25 protein-coding genes are annotated in these 26600 nt (G+C 63.9%); 16 read left to right on the plus strand and 9 right to left on the minus strand.

Annotation, left to right across the window (positions count from 1 at the left end):
* Together ACR3YK_RS04430 and ACR3YK_RS04435 are read left to right on the plus strand one after the other, a co-directional pair.
* Positions 1–1233, plus strand: a complete 1233-nt coding sequence (locus tag ACR3YK_RS04430) for an NAD(P)/FAD-dependent oxidoreductase (RefSeq protein WP_486176011.1) — start codon at positions 1–3, stop codon at positions 1231–1233.
* Positions 1230–2438 carry a cytochrome P450 gene (locus ACR3YK_RS04435; protein WP_486176012.1) on the plus strand — a complete coding sequence of 403 codons (1209 nt, stop codon included), beginning with the start codon at positions 1230–1232 and terminating at the stop codon, positions 2436–2438. Before ACR3YK_RS04430 ends, ACR3YK_RS04435 begins: the two co-directional genes overlap by 4 nt.
* A 44-nt stretch (positions 2439–2482) precedes the next feature.
* Here ACR3YK_RS04435 and ACR3YK_RS04440 read toward each other — a convergent pair whose 3' ends face one another.
* A complete protein-coding gene (locus ACR3YK_RS04440; protein WP_486176013.1) occupies positions 2483–3505 on the minus strand; it encodes a LacI family DNA-binding transcriptional regulator in 1023 nt (340 codons plus the stop codon).
* A gap of 207 nt (positions 3506–3712) precedes the next feature.
* Between ACR3YK_RS04440 and rhaI the strand changes: the two genes are divergently transcribed.
* The 3 genes from rhaI (at position 3713) to ACR3YK_RS04455 (ending at position 8480) form a co-directional block, all read left to right on the plus strand.
* On the plus strand, positions 3713–4879 hold the full coding sequence (rhaI, locus tag ACR3YK_RS04445) for an L-rhamnose isomerase (RefSeq protein ID WP_486176014.1): 1167 nt from the start codon (positions 3713–3715) through the stop codon (positions 4877–4879).
* A gap of 55 nt (positions 4880–4934) precedes the next feature.
* Positions 4935–6986: a bifunctional aldolase/short-chain dehydrogenase gene (locus tag ACR3YK_RS04450; protein ID WP_486176015.1), complete on the plus strand. Its 2052-nt coding sequence runs from the start codon at positions 4935–4937 to the stop codon at positions 6984–6986.
* 96 nt (positions 6987–7082) lie between these two features.
* On the plus strand, positions 7083–8480 hold the full coding sequence (locus tag ACR3YK_RS04455; RefSeq protein WP_486176016.1) for a rhamnulokinase: 1398 nt from the start codon (positions 7083–7085) through the stop codon (positions 8478–8480).
* Positions 8481–8565: 85 nt separating this feature from the next.
* On the opposite strand, the gene ACR3YK_RS04460 is transcribed toward ACR3YK_RS04455, so the two are convergent.
* Positions 8566–9558 (minus strand): Gfo/Idh/MocA family protein, encoded by a 993-nt coding sequence (locus ACR3YK_RS04460; RefSeq protein WP_486176017.1) that lies wholly within the window; start codon positions 9556–9558, stop codon positions 8566–8568.
* A 119-nt stretch (positions 9559–9677) separates the two neighbouring features.
* On the opposite strand from ACR3YK_RS04460, the gene ACR3YK_RS04465 reads away from it, so the two are divergent.
* The 3 genes from ACR3YK_RS04465 to ACR3YK_RS04475 all read left to right on the plus strand — a co-directional run bounded on the left by ACR3YK_RS04465 (position 9678) and on the right by ACR3YK_RS04475 (position 13031).
* A complete protein-coding gene (locus ACR3YK_RS04465; RefSeq protein ID WP_486176018.1) occupies positions 9678–10322 on the plus strand; it encodes a GntR family transcriptional regulator in 645 nt (214 codons plus the stop codon).
* Between the two features lie 8 nt (positions 10323–10330).
* Positions 10331–11692, plus strand: a complete 1362-nt coding sequence (locus tag ACR3YK_RS04470) for an alpha-hydroxy acid oxidase (protein WP_486176019.1) — start codon at positions 10331–10333, stop codon at positions 11690–11692.
* A gap of 112 nt (positions 11693–11804) precedes the next feature.
* Entirely contained in the window at positions 11805–13031 is a 1227-nt protein-coding gene (locus ACR3YK_RS04475; RefSeq protein WP_486176020.1) for an MFS transporter, read from the plus strand.
* 48 nt (positions 13032–13079) lie between these two features.
* Here ACR3YK_RS04475 and ACR3YK_RS04480 read toward each other — a convergent pair whose 3' ends face one another.
* The 3 genes from ACR3YK_RS04480 to ACR3YK_RS04490 all read right to left on the minus strand — a co-directional run bounded on the left by ACR3YK_RS04480 (position 13080) and on the right by ACR3YK_RS04490 (position 14757).
* Positions 13080–13337, minus strand: coding sequence for a hypothetical protein (locus ACR3YK_RS04480; protein ID WP_486176021.1), 258 nt, complete (start codon positions 13335–13337; stop codon positions 13080–13082).
* A gap of 218 nt (positions 13338–13555) precedes the next feature.
* A complete protein-coding gene (locus ACR3YK_RS04485) occupies positions 13556–14392 on the minus strand; it encodes a M56 family metallopeptidase (RefSeq protein WP_486176022.1) in 837 nt (278 codons plus the stop codon).
* Positions 14393–14394: 2 nt separating this feature from the next.
* The gene (locus ACR3YK_RS04490; protein WP_486176023.1) at positions 14395–14757 is read right to left on the minus strand and encodes a BlaI/MecI/CopY family transcriptional regulator; all 363 of its coding nucleotides are present in this window, start codon (positions 14755–14757) and stop codon (positions 14395–14397) included.
* Between the two features lie 111 nt (positions 14758–14868).
* Here ACR3YK_RS04490 and ACR3YK_RS04495 point away from each other — a divergent pair, with 111 nt between their 5' ends.
* From ACR3YK_RS04495 to ACR3YK_RS04510, 4 genes are read left to right on the plus strand one after another with little or no spacing between them, the layout of a single operon-like run.
* Positions 14869–16473: a cytochrome ubiquinol oxidase subunit I gene (locus tag ACR3YK_RS04495; RefSeq protein ID WP_486176024.1), complete on the plus strand. Its 1605-nt coding sequence runs from the start codon at positions 14869–14871 to the stop codon at positions 16471–16473.
* Between the two features lie 18 nt (positions 16474–16491).
* Positions 16492–17556 (plus strand): cytochrome d ubiquinol oxidase subunit II, encoded by a 1065-nt coding sequence (gene cydB / locus ACR3YK_RS04500; RefSeq protein WP_486176025.1) that lies wholly within the window; start codon positions 16492–16494, stop codon positions 17554–17556.
* A 15-nt stretch (positions 17557–17571) separates the two neighbouring features.
* A complete protein-coding gene (gene cydD / locus ACR3YK_RS04505) occupies positions 17572–20973 on the plus strand; it encodes a thiol reductant ABC exporter subunit CydD (protein WP_486176026.1) in 3402 nt (1133 codons plus the stop codon).
* A 52-nt stretch (positions 20974–21025) separates the two neighbouring features.
* Positions 21026–21577 carry a hypothetical protein gene (locus tag ACR3YK_RS04510; RefSeq protein WP_486176027.1) on the plus strand — a complete coding sequence of 184 codons (552 nt, stop codon included), beginning with the start codon at positions 21026–21028 and terminating at the stop codon, positions 21575–21577.
* Positions 21578–21594: 17 nt separating this feature from the next.
* Here ACR3YK_RS04510 and ACR3YK_RS04515 read toward each other — a convergent pair whose 3' ends face one another.
* Positions 21595–21972, minus strand: a complete 378-nt coding sequence (locus ACR3YK_RS04515; protein WP_486176028.1) for a hypothetical protein — start codon at positions 21970–21972, stop codon at positions 21595–21597.
* Positions 21973–22028: 56 nt separating this feature from the next.
* Between ACR3YK_RS04515 and ACR3YK_RS04520 the strand changes: the two genes are divergently transcribed.
* Positions 22029–22187: a hypothetical protein gene (locus ACR3YK_RS04520; RefSeq protein WP_486176029.1), complete on the plus strand. Its 159-nt coding sequence runs from the start codon at positions 22029–22031 to the stop codon at positions 22185–22187.
* Here the strand turns inward: ACR3YK_RS04520 and ACR3YK_RS04525 are convergent.
* The 3 genes from ACR3YK_RS04525 to ACR3YK_RS04535 all read right to left on the minus strand — a co-directional run bounded on the left by ACR3YK_RS04525 (position 22184) and on the right by ACR3YK_RS04535 (position 24202).
* Positions 22184–23287 (minus strand): acyl-CoA dehydrogenase family protein, encoded by a 1104-nt coding sequence (locus ACR3YK_RS04525; RefSeq protein WP_486176030.1) that lies wholly within the window; start codon positions 23285–23287, stop codon positions 22184–22186. The genes ACR3YK_RS04520 and ACR3YK_RS04525 overlap by 4 nt on opposite strands.
* A 28-nt stretch (positions 23288–23315) precedes the next feature.
* Positions 23316–23705 (minus strand): VOC family protein, encoded by a 390-nt coding sequence (locus ACR3YK_RS04530; RefSeq protein WP_486176031.1) that lies wholly within the window; start codon positions 23703–23705, stop codon positions 23316–23318.
* 131 nt (positions 23706–23836) lie between these two features.
* Positions 23837–24202 (minus strand): DoxX family protein, encoded by a 366-nt coding sequence (locus ACR3YK_RS04535; protein ID WP_100387662.1) that lies wholly within the window; start codon positions 24200–24202, stop codon positions 23837–23839.
* Between the two features lie 158 nt (positions 24203–24360).
* Here ACR3YK_RS04535 and ACR3YK_RS04540 point away from each other — a divergent pair, with 158 nt between their 5' ends.
* From ACR3YK_RS04540 to ACR3YK_RS04550, 3 genes are all read left to right on the plus strand, one after another.
* The gene (locus ACR3YK_RS04540) at positions 24361–24759 is read left to right on the plus strand and encodes a winged helix-turn-helix transcriptional regulator (protein WP_486176032.1); all 399 of its coding nucleotides are present in this window, start codon (positions 24361–24363) and stop codon (positions 24757–24759) included.
* Between the two features lie 101 nt (positions 24760–24860).
* Positions 24861–26138, plus strand: coding sequence for an MFS transporter (locus ACR3YK_RS04545; RefSeq protein WP_486176033.1), 1278 nt, complete (start codon positions 24861–24863; stop codon positions 26136–26138).
* A complete protein-coding gene (locus ACR3YK_RS04550; RefSeq protein ID WP_486176034.1) occupies positions 26135–26575 on the plus strand; it encodes a nitroreductase family deazaflavin-dependent oxidoreductase in 441 nt (146 codons plus the stop codon). The genes ACR3YK_RS04545 and ACR3YK_RS04550 overlap by 4 nt, the downstream gene beginning before the upstream one ends.
* Positions 26576–26600 lie beyond the last annotated feature (25 nt).

Raw genomic sequence — 26600 nt, forward strand, 5'->3', positions numbered from 1 at the left:
ATGGAGCTGAAACCGCACTCAGATGTGCTGATCATCGGCGCTTCGACAGCCGGATGCGCCACAGCAGAGTCGTTGCGCCACGAAGGATTTACCGGGTCAATCACCGTACTCGGCAACGAGACCTCAGCGCCCTACAACCGCCCTCCGCTCTCGAAGCACGTGCTTCTGGGGGAATGGGAATCGGAGAGGGCAGACATCTTCACCGACGGCGCAGCCGAGCGTGCCGGAATCGACCTCCACACTGATGTGACCGCTCAATCTTTGAACGTGGCCGAGCGGATCGTTTCCACCACGCGCGGTGACATCTCGTACGGCAGGCTCGTGATCGCCACCGGCGCCCGGGCCCGCCAGCTGCCCGTCAGCGGCGACCCCGCGCGGGTCGCCCTCACCTTGCGCACTCGCGAAGACTCGATGGCCCTTCGCGAACGCCTTGAGAACTCCCGCTCGGTCGTCGTTATTGGCTCCGGAGTTCTCGGGTCAGAAATCGCTGCAGCGGCTCGCAAGAAGGGTTGCGCCGTGACGATCGTCGGACGTTCAGGGGCCCTGACCCTGGGCTCTGTTCGCGCCCTGTTGACTCAGCGACTCGAACAACTTCACTCGCAGAATGGTGTTGCGTTACGTCTGGCTGAGGGTGTCGCGGCGATCGCGCACGACGGCACCACAGCCCACGTGACGCTGACCTCGGGCGACCAGCTCGAGGCGGACACCGTAGTCGTCGCAATCGGCGCCATCCCGAACGTAGAGTGGCTCGAGTCGAGCGGGGTCACCGCGTCTGCTGCACTGGAATGCGCCTCCCAGGGGCAGTACTCGGAACACATCTACGCCGTGGGAGATGTCGCCGCTTGGCACGATTCACGTTCGGGCAGGTGTCTAGCCGATGAGCACCAGCTCACCGCCCTCCAACACGGGCAGGCCGTTGCCCGTCACATTGTTACGGGCGAGAAAACTCAACCGCCCGTTCCCTTCTTTTGGAGCGAACTCTACGGAGTGCGCTTTCAGGCCTACGGACGTTTCCCGGCAGATGCCGAGCTCGTCACGACGCACGGCGACCGTGACAGCGGTGACTTCGTGGCCCTCAGCATGCTCGATGGACTCCCGCACGGAGTCGTTGCCAGCAACATGTCCCGCGATTTTCGACGAGCTCGGCCAGCCGTCGACGCCACCTTTTCCGGCACTCCCGTGCCCGAACCAGCCATGATCCCAGCGACCGCCCCTCTAGGAGGACAGTCATGACAACTACACCCGCTTCTACCGCCGGAGTTTGCCCCTTCACCGGGCGCTCCTCAGCACTTCCGCTCGACGGAAACCCGCACGTTCCCACCCCGGCTCTCGCCGAATTCCGCGAGAACGGCCCGGCCACGCCGATTCGTTTTGCCGATGACCACGAAGGCCTGCTCGTCACCCAGTTCGGGATGGCGCAGGCAGTGCTCGAAGATCCGCGCTTTACGCAAAACCCACGACGGTTCCTCCTGGGGCCGCCCGAGGGCGAAGTCCACGACGTTGACCAGCAAGCGAAGGATGCCCTGGCCGTCGCCGACATCCTCTCTCTCGATGGAGACCAACACCGTCGCATCCGCCGTTCGGTCACCGCCCGCTTCTCCGTGAAGGCCGCCCGTGGACGTCGTGAAGCGGTGCGCGGTTTCGTCACCGAAACGCTCGACACCTTCTTGGCCGGCCCCAACCCCGGCAACATCACTACCGACCTCGCAACGCCGATCTCGGTGCGAAGCCACTGCCTCGTTCTTGGCGTTCCCGACAGCCACGTGCAGCTCTTCGGCGACACCTTCGCCAAGCCGACCACCACGCAGCGCAAGTTCGATGTCGTACGTGAAATTCTCGAACTCGTGCGTCTCGCCCCCGGCGACAACGTGTTCAGCGACCTCATTGCCTCTGACCTCACTGCTGCCGAGGTCGAGGGGCTCGCCTGGGTTCTGTCCGTTTCCGGTCGCGACTCGGTGGCGTACATGATCTCCATGTCGGTCTTGACGCTCCTGAAGCACCCGGAGCAGTGGGATCTACTCAAGCGCGAACCCGAGCTTTTGCCGGGTGCTATTGAAGAGCTTGTTCGCTACAACACCATGTTTCTCACCGTCTTCAGCCGCACGGCGCTTGAGGACCTAGAAATTCAGGGCGTGACAATCCCGAAGGGGCAATCGGTGACGGTCTCCCCCGTCGGAGCCAACCGTGACCCTGAACGTTTCGATGATCCCTCGACCTTCGACATCACGCGCGACTCTGCCGGCCACCTCGGCTTCAGCCACGGACCCCACGGATGCGTCGGACAGCAGTTCGCGCGTGTTCAAATCACCGAAGCGCTCACGCAACTGCTGACGCGCGTGCCCGACCTGAAGCTGGTCGATGCCGACTTCGAGTCGCCGTATCCGCTCGCGTCGTACCTGCCCACCTACGAAGCGCCACCGGTCAACGTCACCTGGTAGCGAGCGGCCGCGGCCCACACGGGTCACGGCTTTCTGGGGTGCTGCTACATCGAGTCGATAGCGCTTGCTGAGCTGGAACGACGTACGACCAGCTCCGGCTGAAAGACGACGTGACGCGCGGCCATCTCCGGCGCCGCGATTTCTTCCAGCAGAATCTCTAACGCGGTGTGCCCGATCATGCCGGCGGGCTGACGGATCGACGACAGCGGAACCACGGCAGCCGAGGCGAAGTCAATGTCGTCGTAGCCGATGAGGGCGATATCCTCCGGCACCCGCACATCTGCCCCCTGCAGCATAAGTGCTTGCAGAACGCCCATCGCCACCAAGTCGTTGGCCGCGAAGACCGCATCGGGCCGTTCGCTGCGCGCGGCGATGCTCGCACCGGCTTTGCGGCCAGCGATGACGCTGAGTGAATCGAGGTCGATTACTTCGAGGGCCACATTGTCGTGCTCTCGCACTGCGAGACGAGCACCCTCCAGTCGATCGGCTACCTGGCGAATCGAGAGCGGCCCTCCAACAAAGACGATGCGCCGGCGACCCTCCGCAATGAGGTGTTCGACGGCCATACGGCCACCAGCCACGTCATCCACAGTGACCGAACTGAAGCTACGATCCGGACTTGCGCGGTCGACAAGTACGGCGGGAATTCCGCGCTCGCGCAACGTGGTTAGCCGCGGAGTGATCTCGCCAATCGGAGAAATCAAGACGCCGTGCGAACGTTGCTGCTCGAAGAGCTCGAGATACGCCAGTTCGCGGGCTGAGTCTTCATCGCTGTTGCCCAGAATGATTGACAATCCTTCTTTGCTGGCTCGAGTTTCGGCGCCGCGCGCGACATCCGTAAAGAACGGATTACGCACGTCGAGAACAACAAGGCCAACCGTCTTGCTGTGGCCATCACGCAGTTGGCGTGCGGCATCGTTCCGCACGAAACCGAGGGCATCGATGGATCGCTGAACTTTCTTGACAGTGGCCGGTGCGACCTTGGCCGGATGGTTCATGACGTTCGACACTGTGCCGACAGATACGCCTGCGTGCTGTGCGACATCTTTGACGCTAACGGTGCTCATCAAATCTCATTTCCGCGGGCACAATTGTCCCGTTTAATTGAATCGTTCAATTGTGCCACGATTCGACGCTCCTTGACGAGATACGGGCGAAGAACGTATTCTCGAGGAAACGACTTAAAACGATTCAATGATGAGTTGATGAGTGGAACGCCCGAGCTCAGCGTGTGAGCAACACCGGTAGCGCCCCCACAGAACAAAGGACTAGCAGTGACCAGCTTCGCCTCAATCGCACCGCGTCTCGCCGAACAGGCCATCGAACTGCCCTCGTGGGCGTTTGGCAACTCCGGCACGCGCTTTCGAGTGTTCGGCACCCCCGGAACGCCGCGCACCCCCGAAGAGAAGATCGCGGATGCCGCTCAGGTCAACAAATACACGGCGCTCTCGCCGACAGTTGCCCTCCACATTCCGTGGGACAAAGTTGAGGACTATAGCGCCTTACGCACCTTCGCCAACGACCACGGCGTTCATCTCGGCACGGTGAACTCGAACACCTTCCAAGACGACGACTACAAGTTCGGTTCGCTCACTCACGTCGATCCCACGATTCGCCAGAAGGCGATCGACCACCACTTCGAGTGCATCGATGTGATGGATCAGACGGGCTCGCGCGACCTCAAGATCTGGCTCGCTGACGGCTCAAACTACCCCGGCCAGGCTGACATCCGTGGTCGCCAAGATCGCCTTGCTGACTCGCTGCAGAAGATCTACGCCCGCCTCGGCGAAGAGCAGCGCATGGTGCTCGAGTACAAGTTCTTCGAACCCGCCTTTTATCACACCGATGTTCCCGACTGGGGAACCAGCTATGCGCAGGTCTCAGCCCTCGGCGAGCGCGCCCTCGTGTGCCTCGACACCGGCCACCACGCCCCTGGCACCAACATCGAGTTCATCGTGATGCAGCTGCTGCGCCTCGGCAAGCTCGGCTCCTTCGACTTCAACTCGCGCTTCTACGCCGACGACGACCTCATCGTGGGGGCGGCTGACCCGTTCCAGTTGTTCCGCATCCTGTACGAAGTTATTCGCGGCGGCGGCTACGGCACCGACAGCGGAGTGGCTTTCATGCTCGATCAGTGCCACAACGTTGAAGACAAGGTTCCCGGTCAGATGCGTTCGGTGCTCAACGTGCAAGAGATGACCGCTCGTGCACTGCTCGTCGATTCGGATGCTCTCACCGCTGCGCAAGACGCCGGTGATGTTCTCGGTGCCAACGGCATTCTGATGGATGCCTTCTACACCGACGTGCGCGCTGACCTTGCTGCTTGGCGCGAGTCGCGTGGCTTGCCCGCCGACCCGATGGCGGCGTACGCAGCATCCGGTTACCAGCAGAAGATCACCGAAGAGCGCGTTGGCGGCGTTCAGGCTGGTTGGGGAGCCTGAGCACTCTCACTGCCCCGTGTCCGCAATTCTTGCCACCGACTCTGAGGAAAACTCCATGACGAACCCCACTGCCGCTGAACTCATCGCTCGGTCGAACCGCCTCGGTTCTGACCCACGCGTTACCAACTACGCCGGCGGCAACACGTCGGCCAAGGGCACCGAAACGGATCCCGTTACCGGCGAGCCCATCGAGCTCATGTGGGTGAAGGGCTCCGGCGGAGACCTCGGCACGCTTCAGGAAGCCGGCCTCGCCGTACTGCGCCTCGACCGCCTGCGCGCCATGACCAACGTCTACCCCGGTGTTGAGCGCGAAGACGAGATGGTGGCGGCGTTCGACTACACGCTGCACGGTAAGGGTGGCGCCGCGCCATCCATCGACACAGCCATGCACGGACTCGTGGATGCTGCCCACGTCGACCACTTGCACCCCGACTCGGGAATTGCTTTTGCCACCGCCAAGGACGGCAAGAAGCTCACCAAGAAGGCGTTCGGCGACAAGGTTGTATGGGTCGACTGGCGTCGCCCCGGCTTCCAGCTCGGGCTCGACATCGCCGAGATCAAGGCGAAGAACCCGAAGGCGATCGGCTGCATCCTCGGCGGCCACGGCATCACCGCGTGGGGCGACACGAGCGACGAAGCAGAAGCCAACAGCCTCTGGATCATTACGACCGCCGAAGAGTACATCGCCGCGAAGGGCAAGAAGGCACCGTTCGGTCGCACCGTTGCCAAGAACGCCGCGCTGCCTGAGGCCGAGCGCCGCGAGAAGGCCGCCGCGCTTGCAGCAACCATTCGCGGCATCGCAAGCCACGACCGCCCCATGGTCGGTCACTTCACCGACTCTGACGTCGTTCTCGACTTCCTCGCTTCAGCGAACGCCCCCAAGCTCGCCGCTCTCGGCACGAGCTGCCCCGACCACTTCTTGCGCACCAAGGTCAAGCCGCTGCTGCTCGACCTGCCCGCTAACGCGTCAATCGAGAAGAGCATCGAGCGCCTGAAGGAACTCCACGAGGAGTACCGCAAGGACTACACCGCGTACTACGACAAGTTCGCCACCGACGACTCCCCCGAGATCCGTGGCGCTGACCCGCTCATCGTTCTCGTTCCCGGCGTCGGAATGTTCAGCTACGGTGCCAACAAGCAGACCGCCCGCGTTGCCGGCGAGTTCTACGTCAACGCCATCAACGTCATGCGTGGCGCCGAAGCAATCTCGAGCTACGCCCCCATCAGCGACGCCGAGAAGTTCAACATCGAATACTGGGCACTCGAAGAAGCCAAGCTGCAGCGGATGCCCAAGCCCAAGTCGCACGCCACGCGCGTTGCTCTCGTCACTGGCGCAGCATCCGGAATCGGTAAGGCCATCGCTACTCGCCTCGCCGCGGACGGCGCCTGCGTCGTCATTGCGGACCTCGACCTCGAGAAGGCTCAGGCCGCCGCCGCCGAAATCGGCGCTGCGTATTCAAACCCGGCCGATGTCGCCATCGGCCTCAAGGTCAACGTGACCGACGCCGAAGCGATCGACCGCATGGTTCAGGATGCCGTCCTCGCCTTCGGTGGCATCGACATCGTGGTGAACAATGCGGGCGTTTCACTCTCGAAGCCGCTACTGGAGACCACCGAGCAGGACTGGGACTTCCAGCACGACATCATGGCCAAGGGTTCGTTCCTTGTCTCGAAGGCGACCGCGCCGGTACTGATCGATCAGGGAATGGGTGGCGACGTCATCTACATCTCGTCGAAGAACTCGGTGTTTGCTGGCCCGAACAACATTGCCTACTCGGCCACCAAGGCCGACCAGGCTCATCAGGTGCGACTCCTCGCAGTCGAGCTGGGCGAGCACGGCGTGAAGGTCAACGGCATCAACCCCGACGGCGTCGTGCGCGGTTCGGGAATCTTCGCCGCCGGTTGGGGCGCCAACCGCGCCAAGACCTACGGCATCGAAGAGGACGACCTCGGCAAGTTCTACGCTCAGCGCACGATCCTCAAGCGTGAGGTTCTGCCGGAGAACGTGGCGAACGCGGTATCGGTGCTCACGGGCCCCGACCTCAGCCACACCACTGGTCTCCACATCCCCGTTGATGCTGGTGTTGCGGCGGCCTTCCTCCGATGAGCGCTGGAGCTATGGCAATCGCGTCAGCGATTGCGCAGGTGCGGCGAAGCCCACCGTGCCAGCTCCGAGGGAGCCTGCGACCGAGGCGGTACTCGCATGTTGCCTAAAGCCGTCGCCGCGGTCGATCTGGGTGCGACCAGTGGCCGAGTCATGCTCGGCCACGTGGGTCACAACGAGCTCTCGGTTCGCCCCGTTGCACGTTTTCCCAACGGGCCAGTTCGCCGCGCCGATGGCTTGCACTGGGACATTGATGCGCTCTACTCGAGCGTTCTCGCTGGCTTGGCGGCTGCTGTTCGTGAAGAGCCGCAGTTGTCGAGCATCGGCGTGGATTCGTGGGCGGTTGACTACGCACTGATGGCGGGCGGGCAGATGGTTGCTCCTCCGTTCCACTACCGCGATGATCGTACGGCGGCGGGCGTCGAGCGCGTGCACGCGATCGCCGATCATGATGAGTTGTATGCGTCGAACGGTCTGCAGTTTCTTCCTTTTAATACGCTGTACCAGTTCGCTGCCGAGCAGAACCTTGCCGAGGTGGACGGCTTCCTTCTCGTCCCCGACCTCATCAACTACTGGCTGACGGGGCGTCAGGTTGCCGAGCAGACCAACGCCTCGACAACCGGGCTGCTGAATCTGGCCACCGGCCAGTGGGATGATGCGCTCATCGAGAAGCTCGGGTTCTCCCGCAGCCTCTTCCCTGAGTTGGTTACTCCCGGCACAACGCTGGGGCCGGTGCGCGACGAGCTCGGCATCCGTGCCGACGTGGTCGCCGTTGGATCGCACGACACGGCGTCCGCTGTGGTGGCGGTTCCGGCCACGAACGACGACTTCGCGTACATTTCGTGCGGGACGTGGGGCCTCGTGGGCGTTGAGCTCAACTCCCCCGTGCTCACCGAAGCCAGCCGTGCCGCGAACTTCACCAACGAGGGCGGCGTCGACGGGCGAGTGCGCTACCTGCACAACGTCATGGGCCTGTGGCTGCTGAGCGAATGCGTGCGCGACTGGCAGAAGGAAGACGCCAGCGTCGACTTGCTCGACCTGCTGACGGCAGCATCCGCGCTCACGACGACGGTGCCGATCTTCGACGCCAACGACGCCCGCTTTCTCGCCCCCGACGGCATGCCCGAACGCATCGCCGCCTGGTGCACTGAACACGATGTGCCAGCGCCGCAATCGCGCGTGGAGTTTGTGCGCAGCATCATCGAAAGCCTCAGCGTTGCTTTCGTGGATGCCGTACGCACGGCCTCAGACCTCTCCGGAAAGTCGGTGTCGGTCATCCATATCGTCGGCGGTGGCTCGCAGAACGAGTTGCTCTGCCAGCTGATCGCGGACCGCAGTGGACTGCCGGTGCTCGCCGGCCCCGTGGAGGCCACGGCTATTGGCAACGTGCTCGTTCAAGCGCGCGCCCAAGGCTTTGTGGAGGGTTCGCTCGAGGGTTTGCGCAGCCTCGTCGCTACCGCGTTCTCGCCGAAGCGCTACTTGCCGCGTTCGCAGTAGCATCCGATTTCAGGTAACGACGAAGCGCCGACCACCGATCAATTCGGTAGCCGGCGCTTCGTCGTTTGGCTGACGTCAGTTCGCGCTAGCCCTCGTCGAGCATCGGGTAGGTAAGCCCAATCTGACGGCGGATCTCGTCGAGCGTGTGCATGATCTCGATGCTCTCGGCCGGGGACAGGATGTCGTTGGCGATCTCGCCTGCGGTAACCAGGCGCTCGAGCTCGGCGGCCTGAAACTGCATGCCGCGGCCGGTAACGGTGCCGTCGAATTCTTCAACAACGTTGCCCTTGCCATCGAAGCGCGTGTAGGTCGTAGGCGCGTACCAGGTCTCGGCGATTTCGATGCGGCCTTCGGTGCCGACAATCACGGCGCGCGTGGGGCCGGCGAGGTCGAGTGTCGTCTGCAGCACTGCTTGAGCTTCGGTGCCGTAACTGAAGATCATCGAAGTCTGGCGGTCGACATTGGTCACGGTTTTGGTGGCGACGGCCACGATGCTCGACGGCGCCCCCAGAATGTCGTGCGCGAACGACACCGGGTAAATGCCGAGGTCGAGCAGTGCACCGCCGCCCAGCAGGGGGTTGTTGATGCGGTGCAGCGGGTCGCTGGGCAGGTTCTGGTTGTGATCGGCGATCACGCTGCGGATCGTTCCGAGAGCCCCCTCGGCGATGAGCTGACGAATACGCACCATGTGCGGCAGGTAGCGCGTCCACATGGCTTCGAGCACGACAAGGTTCAGTTCGGATGCCCGGGAGACGACGGTCTCGGCCTGCGCCGCGTTCATCGTGAACACCTTTTCTACGAGCACATGCTTGCCCGCGTTGAGCGCGAGCAGCGCGTGCTCTTCGTGGAAGGGGTGAGGCGAAGCAACATAGATCGCGTCAACATTCGGGTCAGCAACGAGGTCTTCGTAGCTGCCGTGCGCGGTCGGGATGCCGTACTCGGCAGCAAACGTGGTGGCCGATTCCGCGGTGCGGGATCCGACCGCAACGACGTTGTGGCCGTGCTCGATGAGGTCGCTGGTTTGTAGACCCGCGATCCACCCGGTGCCCAGAATTCCCCAGGCCACTTGCTTCGTCATGCCATCTCCTTTGTTGCGCACGAAAACATACGTCGCCAATGTAACAGGTGTCTCTTTTGCTTTGTCTTACATTCTGTTAGATTGTTTGACAATCCGAGTCAACGAAGAGGGAGCGCACGATGATTGAGAACGCTGCAGTGCTCCCCGAGACCGTTGCTCAGAAGCTTCGTGCCGACATCATCGCCCAGCGCGATGCCCCCGGATCCGCCATCACCGAGTCAGCCGTCGCCCTGCGGTTCGGCGTTGCCCGCCCCACCGCACGCATCGCCATTGACCGCCTCGTCGCTGACGGCATCCTGCGCCGTGAAGCCCACCGGGCCGCACGCGTGCCCGAGCTCAGCTACGACGACGTGCTCGACCTCTTCGACACTCGCTCCATCGTGGAGACCGCGGCGATGGCGGCGCTAGCCGAGGCCGGCGCGATTCCGGCGGAGGCGCTGGCAGCCCACCGGGCGCTCACCGCCACCGATGATTTTGCGCACCACGACATCCAATTCCACCGCGCGCTCGTCGCCGGTCAGCCCAGCTCTCGCCTTACCCGCCTGCACGAACTGCTCATGGGTGAAGTCGAGCTGTGCATTGGGCAGGTTCAGTCCGCCCAACTCATTACCGCCCACGAGGTGGCCGAACAACACCAGGGCATCCTCGATGCCATCACCGCCGGGGATGCCGCGACCGCAGAGCGCCTCACCCGCGACCACATTGTGGGGACGCGCGATCGCCTCCTCACCCACCTCGACACCGATCTCGACACCGACAGCTAAGGCACCTCATGGTTAAGCGTCAATTTCCGAACCCCGTAGAGCTCGCGAAGCTCATGAAGTTCAAGGCCCCCGAGCTCGACGGCAAGAAGCGCCGTCTCGACAGCGCCCTCACGATCTACGACCTCAAAGACATCGCCAAGCGTCGCACGCCCAAGGCTGCCTACGACTACACGGATGGCTCGGCCGAAGGCGAAATCTCGTTGAGCCGTGCGCGCCAGGCCTTCGAAGACATCGAGTTTCACCCCTCGATCCTTCGTGACGCTTCAAACGTCTCCACCACCACCCAGATTCTCGGCGGCACCTCCGCGATGCCCTTCGGTATCGCCCCCACGGGATTCACTCGTCTCATGCAAACCGAGGGCGAGATCGCGGGCGCGGGCGCCGCAGCGGCAGCGGGCATCCCGTTCACGCTGTCGACGCTCGGCACGACATCCATTGAAGATGTGAAGGCCGCAAACCCGAACGGTCGCAACTGGTTCCAGCTGTACGTGATGCGCGAGCGCGAGATCTCGTACGGTCTTGTCGAACGCGCGGCCGCCGCTGGCTACGACACCCTCATGTTCACCGTCGACACCCCGGTTGCCGGGGCGCGACTGCGGGATAAGCGCAATGGCTTCTCGATTCCGCCGCAGCTGACGGCCGGCACGATACTCAACGCGATCCCCCGCCCGTGGTGGTGGTTCGACTTCCTCACGACTCCCCCGCTCGAGTTTGCGTCGCTCGCAACCACCGGCGGCACCGTAGGCGAACTGCTCGACTCCGCCATGGACCCGTCAATCAACTACGACGACCTCAAGATCATCCGCGCCATGTGGCCAGGCAAGATCGTGATCAAGGGAGTGCAGAACCTTGAAGACTCGAAGCGCCTTGCCGACCTTGGTGTTGACGGCATCCTGCTCTCGAACCACGGTGGCCGCCAGCTCGACCGCGCGCCCATCCCCTTCCACTTGCTGCCCGAGGTCGCCCGCGAAGTCGGTAACGACGTTGAGGTGATGGTCGACACCGGCATCATGAACGGTGCGGATGTCGTGGCTTCGATGGCGCTCGGTGCCAAGTTCACACTCATCGGCCGTGCCTACCTGTACGGCCTTATGGCCGGAGGTCGCGAGGGCGTCGACCGCACTATCGAGATCCTTTCGGAGCAGATCGTGCGCACCATGAAGCTGCTCGAAGTCACGAGCATCGAAGAGCTCGAACCCACGCACGTCACTCAGTTGCAGCGACTGGCACCCCGTGCCGTCGCGCCGAGCGCCGCCGCTGCGGTTCCCGCTAAGCGTGCGGCGCCGCGCAAGGCTGCCGCGTCGACTCCGGCCGCAGCCAAGGCCGCCCCCGCGAAGGCTCCCGCCAAGAAGACCGCTGCAAAGAAATAAGGCCACTCGTGCCGCGGGTTGTGGTGGGCTGCCGCGCGAGTTCTCTACCCCGTCGGGTTTCGGCTTCTGACCTCGGTCGGGTGAGACCCGGTGGGGCATAGGGTTAAGCATCGTGACTCACAACTCTGTCAATGCTCGTCCTCCTGTCTGGCGGGCACCAGGAATACCAGCCCTGTTGGTGCTCACGGCCGCAGGCTTTGGAGGCTTTGTTGCGCTGATTCCGGTCGTTCCGCTGTGGGCTGTTCAGGGCGGGGCAACCGAAGCGGGTTCCGGTCTCGTCAACGGGCTCCTGCTGATCGTGACAGTCATGACGCAACCGTTTGTTCCGCGCCTGCTCGACCATTTCGGCACCGGCCGCGTACTGGCGGTGGGGCTTGCCCTTCTCGGCGCCCCCGCGCTCTTGCTCTTCATCTCGGATCAACTCGCGTGGATTCTCGCGATCTCGGCCGTTCGCGGAATCGGCTTCGGCATCCTGACCGTCACCGGTTCCACGGTGGTGGCGAACCTCGTCGATCGCACCCAGCATGGTGCCGCCGTCGGAATCTACGGCGCTGCGATTGCGGTTCCGCAGATCATCCTCGTGCCGACCGCATCGTTCCTCGCCGACACCGTCGGGTTCTGGGCAGTCTTCGTGATTGGCACCCTTCCCCTGCTCGGCATTAGTTCTGCCCCACGTCTTGCACGAGTGCTTCGCGAGCAGGCCGCCGCCCGCGACCTTCTCCCCTCCACCGACGCGACACCGATCCTCTCCGTGGATGGCGGAAGGTCAGAACGCCGCTCGCTTGCGATCAGCCTCCTGCGCCCGATGATGCTGCTCAGCGGCGTCACCCTCGCCGGTGGTGCGCTACTTACCTTCGCCCCGCAAATGAGCTCCTCGCCCGGCGCTACTGCCGCGGCTCTCGCGCTTCTTACCGTCAGCGCAGCCATCACTCGCTGGTCCATCGGCGGCCTCTCCGACCGCTTCGGTGCCGAGCGATTCCTCTGGCCCCTCGTCGTGATCTCGGTGGTCGGACTGGTGGCGATTGCCGCCGCCGTTCAGAATCCCGATGCCACCGGCATCCTGCTGTTCCTGGTCGGCATGACGCTCCTCGGTATCGCCTACGGGGGTCTGCAAAACCTGACGCTCGTCATCTCGTTGGCGGCCGTGCGGCGCAAGCAGTACGGCACGGCCAGCGCCGCCTGGAACATCGGATTCGACCTCGGCACCGCTCTCGGCTCAGTTCTCATCGGAACCCTCGCGACCGCCTTCTCATTCCCGCCCGCCGTCTTGGTCGCCGCCGCGATCTCACTGCTCACGCTGCCGCTCGCGTTCCTGCGCGGGCCGAAGGTCACCGACTAGGAGGCCGCCCACGGGGCTCGTCGTGGGCGTGCTGTCATGCAGTCGAGCCTAGGCTGCTCCGGCCCGGCGCGAGATATAGGTCGCGCGCATGCGAGAGCGGGGTGGTGGCAGCTCGGCCCGAATGAGCGCGAAGCTCGCAACGATCGCCATCAAAGCCGAAATGCCCAACACCATGGCGGGAAGCGGCGGGATACCTGTGGCTAAGTCAAGGCCGGTGCCGGCCACGATCAGCCAGACGGTAGCTGCCGCGGCGGCGGTAAGGCTCGCGAGAAGAACGACTACCCACCCGAATATTTTCCTGTTCATGATTGCCCCCGTGCTTTCAGTTCTGCTGGTTAGTGCGACTGTGTAGCGTGAGAAAAAGCCTGAGACTTTCTCTCTACTTGAACGCTAGACCCCAAATGGGGGCCAATCTAGTCGTCATTAAGGCGGACTAGTTCGCCTTAAATAAGCACAGCGGCGGTGCCTGAAAACCAATCACAGGCCGCTCAGGGCCGTATCGCAGTCGCAGCCCGCGTCCGGGTCTAGGCAAGACGAAGCAGCCGAGCACGCAGTTCTTTTGGGGTCGATTCGGGCATGGCGGCGGAGAGTTCGCTGCGCTGCGGGAGGGCTCCGCCTTCAGCCACTACGGTGATGGCGCGCGCGAGGCTGCCGCGGCTGACGTCTTTCAGGGCGTTGTCATCCGCGTGCATTTCGAGCAGGAGGGCGACTTCGCGGGAAGCGTTGCGGGCTGTGGGCAGCCACGGCAACGAGGCTTTCCACGCGGTGAAGAAGATCAGCACGATGTCGTGACGCAGGCGCACGTGGGCGCGTTCGTGTTCGACAACCGCACGCAGCTCTTCTTCGTCGAGCAATGCAATCAGGCCAGCGCTCAGTACCGTGACGGAGGTCAGGGCGCCCGGCAGGCAGTAGGCAACGGGCGCGGGGGTATCGATGAGGCGCGTGCCGGGCCGGTCGGTCATTGGCTCGCTCAGCAGGGTAATGAGTTGGGAGTGCCGGGCACGCTCGCGCTCGGCATAGACGAACGTGACAAGCAGGTTCAGCAGCAAGTGCATGGTGAGGAACAATGCTCCCGAGAGTGCGAGCAGCGACCACACCGAGGAGCCTTCGGGGAGTTCGTTGTGGGTGACGAAACGCCACATGCCCGTGGCGGCATCCGGAAGATCGCTAGCGAAGGTCGCGGCCCCGAGCAGCACGAGCGAACCGATCATGCTGAAGCCACCTACGAGTGCGACAAGTTGCCAGACGAGCAGCCCGAGAGTCGGGCGCTTGTACGCCCAACGCGCCCCCGGAAGGATCGCCGGCACAGGCCAGGCCAAGAGAATGGCGATGGCACCGAGGATGATCGCGGCGGCGACCACGGTTAGCGTCCGGCGAGAATACGGCGGAGGGTCTCAGCTTCTTCGTTCGAGACTTGGCCAACGAACCGCTCGAGCACGGCAGTACGGTCGCTCGCTCCACCCAAAACCTCGTGCATGAGGTCGGCCATGTGCTCAGCACGAACCGAAGCGGCACGGTAACGGTGCGGGCGCACATCCCGTTCGCGCACTACATAGTTCTTTTTCTCGAGGCGAGAGAGAACGGTGAGAACGGTCGTGGCGGCCAGTTCACGGCCCGACGCCTCTGACGACGCGAGGGCAGCCTGAAGGTCGTATGCCGAGAGGCTGTCAGTGCTCGCCCACAGCAGGTCCATGACACTGCGTTCGAGTTCACCCAGGGAGTTCATGAGGCAATTCTACCCTAAGTAGAAATAATTTCTACGAGGGTGTAGAAATGTATACACAGCGGTTCTACAGGATGTAGAACTAGCGCGAAACCCGCCACCGAAAGGCCAGGAGTGGACCCCCTAGAAATCGCCAGATGGCAATTTGGAATCACCACCGTCTACCACTTCATCATGGTTCCACTCACGTTGGGCCTCGGCCCCATCGTGGCGCTCATGCAAACCCAATGGGTGCGCACGGGTGACGAAAAGTGGCTGCGCATGACCAAGTTTTGGGGCAAGTTGTACCTCATCAACTTCATCATGGGTGTCGCCACTGGCCTCGTTCAGGAGTTCCAGTTCGGAATGGCGTGGAGCGAATACTCCCGCTTCGTCGGCGACGTCTTCGGAGCACCGCTGGCCATGGAAGGCTTGCTCGCCTTCTTCTTTGAGTCAGTCTTTCTCGGCCTCTGGATCTTCGGTTGGGATCGCCTCGGCAAGAAGCTTCACCTCGCAACCCTATGGATTGCTGTCGCCGGCTCCGTCGTCTCGGCTTTCTTCATCATCGTCGCCAACTCGTGGATGCAGCACCCGGTCGGTGTTGAACTCATCGACGGTCGCCCCGTCATGACCGACATCTGGGCCGTGCTCACCAACAACACCGCCCTCTCGGCTTACTCCCACACCATCACCGGTGCCATCGCCGTCGGCGCGGGCTTCGTGGTCGGCATCTCGTGGTACCAGCTGTGGCAGCGCCGTCGCGATGGAATCGACACCGTGGATGCCACGGGTCGCGTCGTCGTCGGCGAGAACCCCAGCATCCCGGGTCGCGATCGCAAGGACCACGCCGTCTGGATCAACAGCATCCGCATCGGCGCTGTAATCGCCGTTCTCGGATTCGGCGCTCTCTCCATCACGGGTGACCTGCAGGCCAAGCTTATGTTCGAGCAGCAGCCGCTCAAGATGGCCGCCGCCGAGGCCGCGTGCCACGACGGCACGAGCTTCTCCGTGCTCTCGATTGGCCCACTCGGCGGCCAGAACTGTGACGACGTCGTGGGCATCATCGAGATTCCCGGGCTGCTCTCCTTCTTGGCCCACGGGGACTTCGATACCGAGATCAAGGGTGTGAACACGCTCATTCCTGAATACCAGGCGCTCTACGGAACCAACCTTCCGGATGACCCGCTGTACGGTGAGCGCGCCGGTCAAGAAATCGAGTACCTGCCTCTCATGGAAGTTACTTACTGGGGTTTCCGCCTCATGATCGGTTTCGGTGCTCTCGCTGCCGGCTTCGCGCTCCTCACTCTGTGGATTGTTCGCAAGGGGACGGTGCCGCGCTCGAAGTTCCTCATGGGAACGGCATTGCTCAGCATCGCAGCCCCGTTCGGCGCCAACATCGCCGGTTGGGTCTTCACCGAGATGGGTCGCCAACCCTTCGTGGTCGCCCCGAACCCTAACCCCAGTGGCGTTGACGGTGTCTTCATGTTCACTGCCGCCGCGGTCTCCCCCGGCGTGAGTGGAGAAGAGATGATCTTCTCGCTCGCCTCTCTGGCTCTCGTCTATGGCTTCCTGCTTGTCTTCGAGATCAAGCTGCTCGTCAAGTACGTGCGCGGTGGCGTTGCCTCGGCAATGCCCGAGCTCGCGCATCCGGATGGCGAAGGCCACGACGGCACGGGCAGCAACCCTGACGACCCCAACAAACCAGACAAGCGCGACGACGTTCTCGCGTTCGCCTACTAAGCAGAAGGGCAGCTACTCATGGAACTTCTTCCCACTATCTGGTTTATCTCGATCGCGGCATTGTGGATCGGCTACCTCCTTCTCGAAGGCTTCGACCTGGGCGTCGGGATGCTGCTGCTCTTCAGCACCCGCAAAGACCGTGAACGTCGCCTCATGCTCAATGCCATCGGCCCGGTCTGGGACGGCAACGAGGTCTGGCTGATCACGGCCGGAGCCGCCACCTTCGCTGCATTCCCGTTTTGGTATGCATCGCTCTTCTCGGCGCTGTACATCCCGCTGACGATCGTGCTCGTGAGCCTCATTTTCCGCGCGGTTGCCATTGAGTACCGCGGCAAGGGCTCCACCGACAAGTGGCGTATGTGGTGGGATCGCGCTCTCGGACTCGGCTCGCTCGGTTCCGCTTTCGGTATCGGTGCAGCCCTCGCGCTCACCACCACCGGTCTCCCGATTGACGCAAACGGTGACCGCGTTGGCGGCGCCTTCGCCTGGTTCACGCCGTACGCCGTCCTCGGCGGCCTCGCGGTCGTCGGTTTCTCTCTCGTTCACGCCTCCGTCTTCCTCGGTCTCAAGACCGATGGCGACGTGCGCGTTCGGGCCCGCAACTTCGTCGTGCGTTGGAGCCCCGTAGCCCTGCTGCCCATCGTGGCGTGGGTGCTCGTCATCCAGTTCCAGAACGGAACGCTCATCACCTGGGCGCTCGTTGTGGTCGCGGTGATCGCGGTGGTCTTCGGTTGGATCAGTGCTCGTGCCGGACGCGAAGGCTGGGCCTTTGTGGGGATCGCAGCATTCTTGGTCGCGGGGGCGTCATCCATCTTCGCCGCCGTCTACCCCGTGGTACTGCCCTCGACGCTCGACCCCGCGTTCAATCTGACGATCTCCAACGCGGCGAGCGGGGAATATACCCTCAGCGTTATGAGCATCGTGACCGCCTTCGGTCTGCCACTGGTGTTCGTGTACCAGGGCTGGACCTACTGGGTCTTCCGCAACCGTCTGAGCGAACACCACATCCCGGAGGCTCACCTCGTGAAGCCTGCGGTCGCCCCCGCTTCTTCAACGAGCGCCTCCGCTTCCTCAGCGAGCTAGGGCACGATGGAGGGCATGAGAGCCAAACTCCAGGAACGACTCGCAGCAGGCTTTGGCCCGGGCGGTGTGCACACACTGTTCGGGCTGGGGTTGCTGTCGTCCCTCAAGGGACTGGCGCTCGTACTCATGGCCGAAGCGGTCGCTCGTGGCGTCGTCGGCGTCATTGAAGCGGATGCCGCAGCCTGGCAGTTCGCGATCGTTCTAGGCATCGCGGCTGGCCTCCTCCGCGCGGCCACCGCGTGGGCAACGGAGAGTTTCGCGACCCGCGCCGCCTTAGGGGCCAAGGAGTCTCTGCGCCACGAACTCGCGGAGCGAGTGCTCACCGGCTCCGACGCCCGCTCGGGCGCAAGTACTGCGATTGCGACCGTGGGGCTCGACGAGCTCGACAACTACTTTCGCGTCGTGCTGCCGGCGATTGTGACGACCGCGACGGTTCCGCTGCTGATTGGCTCCCGCATCCTGTCGGTCGACTGGGTGAGCGCGCTCATCATTGTGCTGACCGTTCCGCTTGTGCCGGTGTTCATGATTCTTGTGGGCGGTCACACGCGTGAGCGTGCCGAGGCCGCCAGTGCGAGCCTCGAACGACTCTCCGATCACCTCGTTGAATTGGCCCGTGGCCTTCCCGTTCTCGTCGGCCTTGGCCGCGTTGCTGAGCAGTCGAAGGCGCTGCGGTCGATCTCCGCCGAGAACCGCACCAAAACAATGGAGACCCTGCGCACCGCGTTTCTCTCCGCTCTAGTTCTTGAACTTATCGCCACCATTTCGGTTGCAGTCGTCGCTGTCTTCGTTGGCGTTCGGCTTGTGGATGGTCAACTCTCCCTCACCGTCGGCCTCATCGCTCTCGTGCTCGCGCCCGAATGTTTCGCGCCCTTTCGTGAACTGGGTGCCGCGTTCCACTCTTCCGAGAACGGCCTCACCGCTCTGCGCCGTGCCCGCACGATCATCGACGCACCGCGCGCTCGGGAACACCGCCAGAGCGCCGGTGGATTCCGCGTCGTCGACCTCACCATTTCTTATGACGGTCGCGCGCGGCCCGCAGTCGACAAACTCAACTTCCGCGCGACACCCGGCACCATCACTGCCCTGGATGGCCCAAGCGGCAGCGGAAAATCCAGTGTTCTTGAGGTGCTCGCGGGCAATCGCGAGCCCAGCGGCGGCAGCGTGTGGGGCATCGACGTCTCCCGCGTGGCCTGGGTTCCGCAGCATCCACACACCGTTGCCGACACCGTGATCGACGAACTTCGCCTCTACAGCAGCGACGAAAAAGCCATCAAGTCAGTGCTGCTTGACCTCGGCCTCACCGCCGTCGCCGAGGCTGATCCGCGCCAGGTGAGCCCCGGCGAGCTACGCCGCATCGCCGTCGCGCGCGGACTGCTGCGCGTCGAAGCGGGCGCCACCCTGTTGTTGCTCGATGAGCCGACTGCCCATCTCGACCCGGCATCCGCCGCTCGCGTTGAAGCCGCGATCGCTGAACTGCGTGGTCGCCCTGTCACGGTTCTTGTTGCCTCGCACGAAACGGGGATCGCGGCGCTGGCCGACCAAGTTGTGGCCGTGGGTGCATCGGGCGGCACCCGTGCCGTCGAGGCGCGCGTTGACCCGTTGACGGTTGACGGCGACGTGGATGTTGACACTCTCGACGCGCCTCGCACAACCCGCGCGACTCTCGCCAGCCTGCTCGAGTTTGTGCGCCCCGCCCTCGGAACCCTTGTCGGAGCGATCGCTCTCGGCACCGGCGCAAGCCTCTTCGCGATCTCGCTGACCGCGATCTCGGGCTGGCTGATTGTGCGGGCGAGCGAGCATCCGCCCATCATGTTCTTGCTCGTCGCCATCGTGGGTGTGCGCTTCTTCGGCATCGGTCGCGCGGCACTGCGCTACGCCGAACGCCTCGCCACCCACCGCGCTGTGCTCGGTTCGGTGATCGAGTTGCGGGTCGCCCTGTGGAACGGTCTCGGCGCTCGGGCGCTCGGTTCGCGCGCTCTCGCCAATGGCGGCGTCGCTCTCGACTACCTCGTGGCTGCCTCCGACCGCGTGCGCGATCTTGTTCCACGCGTCGTGCTGCCGCCCGCCGTTGCTCTGGGCACGTCGCTCGCTGCGCTCATCGCGGTCGGGATGCTGCACGCTCCCGCCGTTCCCGTGTTGCTCGCAGGTCTCGCGGTCGGGCTCATTGTGGCGCCCATCATCGCCGTGATCATCGACCGCTCGGCCGCCAACGGCATTGCCGAAGTGCAGTCCCGCGTCGTGCGCGCCTTCGCCGCCATGACCGGTGCGGCCAGCGACCTGCGCGCCAACGGTGTTGGGGAGCGGATGCTCGCCCGCCTCGATCACATCGACGCCGAAGCCGGCGCACTCTCCCGCCGCAGCGCCCGCGCCCTCGGAATCGGCAACGCCGTCGTCGTGCTTGCCTGCTCGGTTACCGCCGTCGCCATGTTGCCCGTCGCCGCGCCCGCCGTCATCGCCGGTATCCTGCCCATCGGCATCGTCGCGGTACTCGTACTCATCCCCATCGGTCTCGTTGACTCGCTGATTGCGTTCGTCGACTCCGTGCAGCAGTGGCCGGCGCTGAGCGCCGCGCTGGCGAAGGTGCGTGGGGTTACGGCCGGGCCTGAGCGGGCGGATGTTGCTGGCGTTTCGGCTGCGAGCGTGCGCGGCAACACTGGCTCACCGGCTGGCCGCCGCGGCGCGCGCCATGACGCTTCCCGCGTTGACACCGGAGCCGCGAGCGCAGACCAGCCACTTGGTGACGTGACCGTTCTGGAATTGCGGGAGCTCGGGATCCGCTGGCCTTCGAGCCCGACGCTCGCGTTCTCGGGCGCGACCGCTCGGGTTGAGCGTGGCGAGTGGCTTGTCGTGGAGGGCCCGTCGGGCGCGGGTAAGTCGACGTTGTTGGCGGCGCTGCTCGGGTATCTTCCGGCGGCCGCTGGCTCGTGGAGCCTCAATGGTGTGGATGCTCGCGAGCTGTCGCCCGAGCAATTGCGCGCCGCGGTTACGTGGTGCCCGCAGGAGTCGCACCTCTTCGATTCGACGATCCGCGCGAACCTGCTGTTGGGCCGTGCGCACGATGATCAGCCGACCGAGCAGGAGCTCGTCGCGGTGCTGCGCCAGGTGGGTCTTGGCCCACTCTTCGATTCGCTCGACCGCGGCCTCGACACTCGCGTCGGCTCGGCGGGCGAAAGCCTGTCGGGCGGTGAGCGTCAGCGCGTCGCGGTTGCCCGAACTCTCCTCACACGAGCGGATGTCGTGCTGCTCGATGAGCCGACCGCCCACTTGGATGCCGCGAGCGCCGAGCAACTCATCACCGACCTGCGCACGGCTCTCGCCGACAAGATCGTGGTGCTCGTCAGCCATCACGACGACGAGCGTCGCGACCACGACGTCAGCCTGCGGCTCGGGGCGCGCGAGCAGGTCGCGGCGGTCTAGTTTGGAGTGAGAACGAGTCACATTTCGTGGCGACTCGAGGGGAAGTGGACCAGTGACGACATCAGCACCCGAACTGCGCATCGATAGCGTTTCGAGCTTGGCAAACACCCACCCGCGCCGAAACCTCAAGGACATCGCCGCCGTTCTCGGCTGCATCGCGGTGGCATTGGCTCTGGGCACTGTGCTCGTAGTGCTGGGAACTCCCTATTACGGCTCGACAGGCTCGGAGCTGCTGCACGCTTTCGCCCGCGCAACCGCAGTGGGTCTCCCGGTAGCCGCCCTGTTCGGTGTGCCGACATGGTTGTGGCTGAGCGCACGGGTTCCCGCTCGAGCACTCCCCATCGCACTTTTCATCGCGCTGAGTCCACTCTTCGGAATCGTGCCCGGTCTCGCCGTCTTCGTGACGGGGCTCATCACCCACCTAGACACTCCCGTGTTCCTGGGCATGTTCATGATCGCGGCGGGAGCGTGGACCGCACCTATCGCGACCGCGCTCTACTACTTGGTTCTGGGCAAGCGACCGCGTATCGCTATCTCGCTCGGCGGCATCGCTGTTGTTCTTGCGCTGCTGGGCTGGGTGAGCATCGCAATCAATGGCGGCTAGCTTTCTTCGACGGGCGGCTACTCTCCACTCTCCTCCGCGAAGCGTTCGCTTCCGAGCACCCATTGCACGTCTTCCGGCGAAGAGATCAGCCCCACAGCCCAGTCGACATCCAGCCGAATGCCTGTGCCGGGTGGACCAGCCAGATCGTTGCTCACGATGGCATCAGCAATGCTCGCCACGTCGTCTGGCTCGAACTGGGCGGTCAACTCATCGATGTCGTAGACGGCTCCGAAAAGGGTCGCGTTCTCCAGCCACCGAAACAGCACGACGAGTTGCGTTTCGCTGAGGGTGCGCCCTGCCACGAACTGCGTCTCGCGCGAAACCGCAGCCTCACTGGTCGATCGCTCAGCGAACAGTTTCTCAACCGCGGTGAGCAATTCGTTTGCGTTGATCATGGTCGGCACCGTCGCCTCGTTACAATCATCACGATACGTGCGAGAGGGAAATCACAGTGAAACGCAACACGCGATCTCTGATCGTGTTCGTGAGCCTTCTCGTGATCGTCATCGTTGCCGTCTGGCTCGTCATCACTTCGGGGATCTTTGCAGTCGTACTCGACCCCGATGACGAGACGTTGACATCGATGCGCGAGAGCATTCTGCCTGCCTAGCTCCCGAACAGGTCGCTCGCGACCGTCTTGTACACGGACTCCGGGTTCGAGGGGTGGTAGATGCCGGCGAGCACATCGCGTTGCAGGCGCGAGAGTTCGCTGCTGCTGCGGAAGGCTCCTCCCCCGGCTGAACGCATGACCTGATCGACGACGTGGCGTGCGGTTTCGATGCTGCGGTGCTTCACACCGGTCAGTTTGCGGAACCAGCCAGCCCCGTGATCCACGAGCCCATCAACGTCATCGACGATGCTGTGCAGTTGGGGTTCGATCGCGTCGAGCGCGAGGGCGGCATCCGCCATGCGCCAGCGCAGATCCGGATGCTCGGAGTACGCCTCACCACTGATGGCCGAGCTGCGCTGCTGCAGCGCTTCGACCCCGAGCTCGAGGGCGCGGTCGGCGAGCCCCGCATAGACGGAGGCGATGAGCGGCAAGAAATTGGCGAACACCGCGAAGATGAATGGATCGGCGTTGGGGCCGACGGGCAGCACGCGGGCGACCCGGTTCGCGGGAACGAAGGCGCCATCCAGCACCGTCGTATGGCTTTGGGTGGCGCGCATGCCGAGGGTGTCCCAGTCGCCGAGCGAACGCCAGCCGGGTTCATCGCGAGAGATGAAACCATGCACGAGGGTTTCGGTGCCATCGTCGGCGGTGTGCTTGCCGAAGAGACCCAGCTGGGTCCACGCGGGAGACAGCGAGGTGAAGATCTTGGTGCCGGTGAAGGCGTAACCTCCCTCGACGGCTTCGGCGGTGGTGAGCGAGTCCCACATGACGAGATCATTGCCGGGTTCGCTCAAGCCGAAGGCAAAGACTTCGCCGGCTTCGGCATCCGCCAACAACCAGTCGAGGCTCGAGTCGCCGCGCTCGCGCAGAGCCCAGGCGACGCCGATCCACACGAGGTGCATGTTGATAGCGAGCGCCGTGGCCGGCGCGTACGCGGCAAGCAGGCGCTGATCATCCGACAGCTCACGCAAACTGCGCGGCTTCAAGTAGCCAACGGCACGCAGCTCTTGCAGGTCTTCGGTGAAGAAGATGTTCTCGCGGTCGTAGCGCGCGGCCCGCGACCGGATGCGATCAAGCAGTGCTGGGGTGAGTACCGTCATGGGTCAACGCTACTGTGCGCGCGTGGCCTCAGGCTGAGATAACCGAAAGCACATTCCCGGCCGGGTCTTTGAACCACGCGATCTCGGGGCCGTGCCCGCGCATGATGCCCTTCGCGTCAGTACCGAGGTCGCCCATGAGGTCGCCGTCGTTATAGATCTTGGTGACCACGCCCCGCTCGTTGAGCGCATCGACGGCGGCTTCAACATCCTCCACCGCAAAGTTCAGGATGGTGAAGCTCGCCGGTTCGTGGTTCTCTTTCGGGTAGATGGTCACTTCGGCGCCGCCGGGAAGCGTGAGGCGCAGGGTGCCCATGCCGCCATCGGTGACCGTGAGCCCCAGAGTTTCGGAGTAAAAGGTTCGAGCCGCGTCGAGGTCGTTGACACTGAAGCCAGAAAAAGCCGTGGTGGGTGAAAACATGATGCTCCTCCTTGGTCCCTCGCGAGTGGCCGAGGCGCGGTCTGCGTGAGTCGAGCAATGCGAGGTGACTCGACGCTACGCCGCATCCGCTGATGAGCGCTAGGTGCTCAACTCTGTGTGCTGGTCTTGCTTTAGAAACCGGCGAAGCGAGCGATTGCTACGAAGAGGGCAAGCAGCAGCAGTACTGCGTTCACGGGGAGCGCCTTGAACTCGCCGCGACGGGCGTGAATGATCATGGCGACTGCCTGCACGAGCACGAGGCCTACGGCGGCGATCGGGGTGAGGATCGGGAGGATGCCAGTCAGCACCGGCACGATTAGGCCGATGGCTCCGAGCACTTCGAGAACGCCGACTACCCGCAGGATGGGGATACCAGCGCCTTCAGCCCAGGGGAAGGTCGTGAAGGCCTTGTCCTTGGCAACGGTGATTTTCTGTCCGCCGGCGGCGAGGTAAGCGAGGGCGAGGAGTCCGGAGACGATCCATACGGCAATAGTCATTGGTTTTCTTTCTTTTCAGTACGAGTTGTGGTCAAGATCTGGGCCCGGTTACCTAACGGAACTGTGACAGTTACCATTGGTTACTCAGGCAGTATTAGTAACCTAGACTGGTTCGAGAGGCCTTACAAAAGGCACACAGAGGTAACCAAGGAGCCACCATGGCCATGCGTGAGATGCAAGAGATGTGTGAAGCCCAGCGCGGAACCATCGTTCGCGAAGCTCTGGAACGCATCGGCGACAAGTGGACGCTGCTGGTCGTCGGCATGCTCGAGACCGGGCCGCAGCGGTTCACCGTGCTCCGCCAGCGCGTGCCGGGCATCTCGCAGCGCATGCTCACGCGCACCGTGCGCCACCTCGAGCGCGACGGCCTCGTCTCCCGCACTGTCTACTCCGAAATCCCTCCGCGCGTTGAATATGAGCTCACGGATGTCGGCCGCGAACTACTGCCGCCGATTCTGGCGATGGCCGACTGGGCCCTCGCCAACTCCGACAAGGTGGAAGAGAGCCGCCGCGCGTACGACGAGTCCGCCGCTCAATTGGCGGCAGCGAAGCAGTAACCCCCTCACCCACCGGGCTAGTACGATTTTGTCTATAAGTTGCGGCAGGAGTCGCAACACCAAACGCTGGCCCGACGGTGGGTACGAAGGGTTGAGTGGTTGTGGTTTCCTCTGACGTGAACGTGGCGCAGACGGACCGACGCTCTCCAGCGAAGCGATCAGCGGTGAAGTGGCCGCCGTGGGTGAGCTTGGTCGCCGCCGCGGGCGTCATCTCCGTGATGACGGCGCCGGGCCAGACCGCCGGAATCTCCGTCTTCACCGACCCCCTCATCGCTGAACTTGACGTCTCTCGCACCGGCATCTCCGTCAGCTACTTCTTCGGCACGATCGTCGGCGCCGCCGCCCAACCCTTCATCGGTCGCGCGCTCGACCGCTTCGGCGCCCGCTACGTCACCATCGTTATTGGCGCCCTGTTCGCAAGCGTGCTGCTCACCCTCAGTTTCGTCGACGGCATCGCTGGCCTCACCGCCGGCTTTGTGGGGGTGCGGATGCTCGGCCAAGGTGCCCTCAGCCTCGCCGCCACCACGGCGGTCGCCCGCGCCATCACCCATCGCCGCGGTCTGGCGCTGGGCATCACGGCCGCCATCGGATCCGCCGGAATCTCCCTCGCCCCCGTCGGCCTCGAACGCCTCATCTCGGCCGTCGGCATCCACGCCGCCTGGCGCTGGGAAGCCGCGATTGTGCTCGCCGTCGTCGTGCCCCTCGCGTTCATCCTGCCGAAGCGCAGCCGGGTTGCCGCCCAGACCGAAGATCTCTCGACGGCGCAGATCGTCATCCAAAAAGAATCGTGGATGCTCGGCGAAGCAGCCCGCACCGGCATGTTCTGGGTCATCGCGGCCTCTCTCGCCGCCTCCGGCATGCTGAGCACCGGCCTCGCCTTCCATCAAATCGCGATCCTCGGCGAGCGCGGGCTCACCCCGTTCGAAGCGGCCGCCAACTTTCTCCCGCAAACCGTCACGGGCATTGCGACGACCCTCATTGTCGGCGCTTTCGTCGACCGCGTAAGCCCCAAGCTGTTCGTTATCTTCTCGATGCTCACGCTCGCCGGCTCACTGCTGTTGCTCTCCGTCGTCGGCCCCAATGGCACCGCCGTTCTCTACGGTCTCGTGCTCGGCGCGGCCGGCGGAAGCCTGCGCGGGATGGAGGCGGCAGCCTACGTGCGCTACTACGGCACCGCCCACATCGGTTCCATTCGCGGCGTCACGACCGCGATCGCCCTCGGCTCAACGGCTCTCGGCCCGATCGCCCTCTCGCTGGCCGTCGATGTGAGCGGCAACTTCACCGAGCCGGCCGTGTGGTTCTCGAGCATGCCGATTGCAGTCGCGGTGCTTGCGATCTTCGTGCGCCCACCGCAGCGCCGCGCGAGAATAGACCCATGAGCACCAACAACCGTCTCAGCGACCTCGGCATGAAACTCATGAACGGCGTGCACCGCGCGATCCTTGCCGTATCGGGCGGTCGCCTCGGCTGGACTCTGGGCGGCATGCCCTCACTCGAGCTTCACACCACGGGACGGGTGTCGGGCATCCGCCGCTCAACCATGCTGACGGCACCCGTGCACAGCAAGGGCCGTTGGGTGATTGTCGCGTCGAAGGGCGGCGACGACCGCGACCCGCTTTGGTACCGCAACCTGCAGGCGAATCCGGATGCCGAACTCACTGTTCGCGGACGCACCGTGCCCGTGCACACTCACACCGCCAGCCCCGCCGAGAAGGCCGAGCTGTGGCCGCAGATTGTGGCCGCCAACTCGCGGTACGCGGAGTACCAGACCAAGACCACGCGCGACATCCCGGTCGTCATTTGCGAAGAGCGCTAACGCTACACTTCAGCAAAAACCGCGC

The organism is Salinibacterium sp. 10G20-15 (assembly GCF_057365065.1).

What these genes read in the sequence shown, in the direction of transcription:
- ACR3YK_RS04465 (WP_486176018.1), top strand. Translation starts at nt 9,678, where the DNA reads ATGATTGAGAACGCTGCAGTGCTCCCCGAGACCGTTGCTCAGAAGCTT.
- ACR3YK_RS04470 (WP_486176019.1), top strand. Translation starts at nt 10,331, where the DNA reads ATGGTTAAGCGTCAATTTCCGAACCCCGTAGAGCTCGCGAAGCTCATG.
- ACR3YK_RS04480 (WP_486176021.1), bottom strand. Translation starts at nt 13,337, where the DNA reads ATGAACAGGAAAATATTCGGGTGGGTAGTCGTTCTTCTCGCGAGCCTT.
- ACR3YK_RS04460 (WP_486176017.1), bottom strand. Translation starts at nt 9,558, where the DNA reads ATGACGAAGCAAGTGGCCTGGGGAATTCTGGGCACCGGGTGGATCGCG.
- ACR3YK_RS04515 (WP_486176028.1), bottom strand. Translation starts at nt 21,972, where the DNA reads ATGATCAACGCAAACGAATTGCTCACCGCGGTTGAGAAACTGTTCGCT.
- ACR3YK_RS04450 (WP_486176015.1), top strand. Translation starts at nt 4,935, where the DNA reads ATGACGAACCCCACTGCCGCTGAACTCATCGCTCGGTCGAACCGCCTC.
- cydD (WP_486176026.1), top strand. Translation starts at nt 17,572, where the DNA reads ATGAGAGCCAAACTCCAGGAACGACTCGCAGCAGGCTTTGGCCCGGGC.
- ACR3YK_RS04455 (WP_486176016.1), top strand. Translation starts at nt 7,083, where the DNA reads ATGTTGCCTAAAGCCGTCGCCGCGGTCGATCTGGGTGCGACCAGTGGC.
- ACR3YK_RS04430 (WP_486176011.1), top strand. Translation starts at nt 1, where the DNA reads ATGGAGCTGAAACCGCACTCAGATGTGCTGATCATCGGCGCTTCGACA.
- ACR3YK_RS04535 (WP_100387662.1), bottom strand. Translation starts at nt 24,202, where the DNA reads ATGACTATTGCCGTATGGATCGTCTCCGGACTCCTCGCCCTCGCTTAC.
- ACR3YK_RS04530 (WP_486176031.1), bottom strand. Translation starts at nt 23,705, where the DNA reads ATGTTTTCACCCACCACGGCTTTTTCTGGCTTCAGTGTCAACGACCTC.
- ACR3YK_RS04490 (WP_486176023.1), bottom strand. Translation starts at nt 14,757, where the DNA reads ATGAACTCCCTGGGTGAACTCGAACGCAGTGTCATGGACCTGCTGTGG.
- ACR3YK_RS04540 (WP_486176032.1), top strand. Translation starts at nt 24,361, where the DNA reads ATGGCCATGCGTGAGATGCAAGAGATGTGTGAAGCCCAGCGCGGAACC.
- ACR3YK_RS04440 (WP_486176013.1), bottom strand. Translation starts at nt 3,505, where the DNA reads ATGAGCACCGTTAGCGTCAAAGATGTCGCACAGCACGCAGGCGTATCT.
- cydB (WP_486176025.1), top strand. Translation starts at nt 16,492, where the DNA reads ATGGAACTTCTTCCCACTATCTGGTTTATCTCGATCGCGGCATTGTGG.
- ACR3YK_RS04525 (WP_486176030.1), bottom strand. Translation starts at nt 23,287, where the DNA reads ATGACGGTACTCACCCCAGCACTGCTTGATCGCATCCGGTCGCGGGCC.
- ACR3YK_RS04550 (WP_486176034.1), top strand. Translation starts at nt 26,135, where the DNA reads ATGAGCACCAACAACCGTCTCAGCGACCTCGGCATGAAACTCATGAAC.
- ACR3YK_RS04435 (WP_486176012.1), top strand. Translation starts at nt 1,230, where the DNA reads ATGACAACTACACCCGCTTCTACCGCCGGAGTTTGCCCCTTCACCGGG.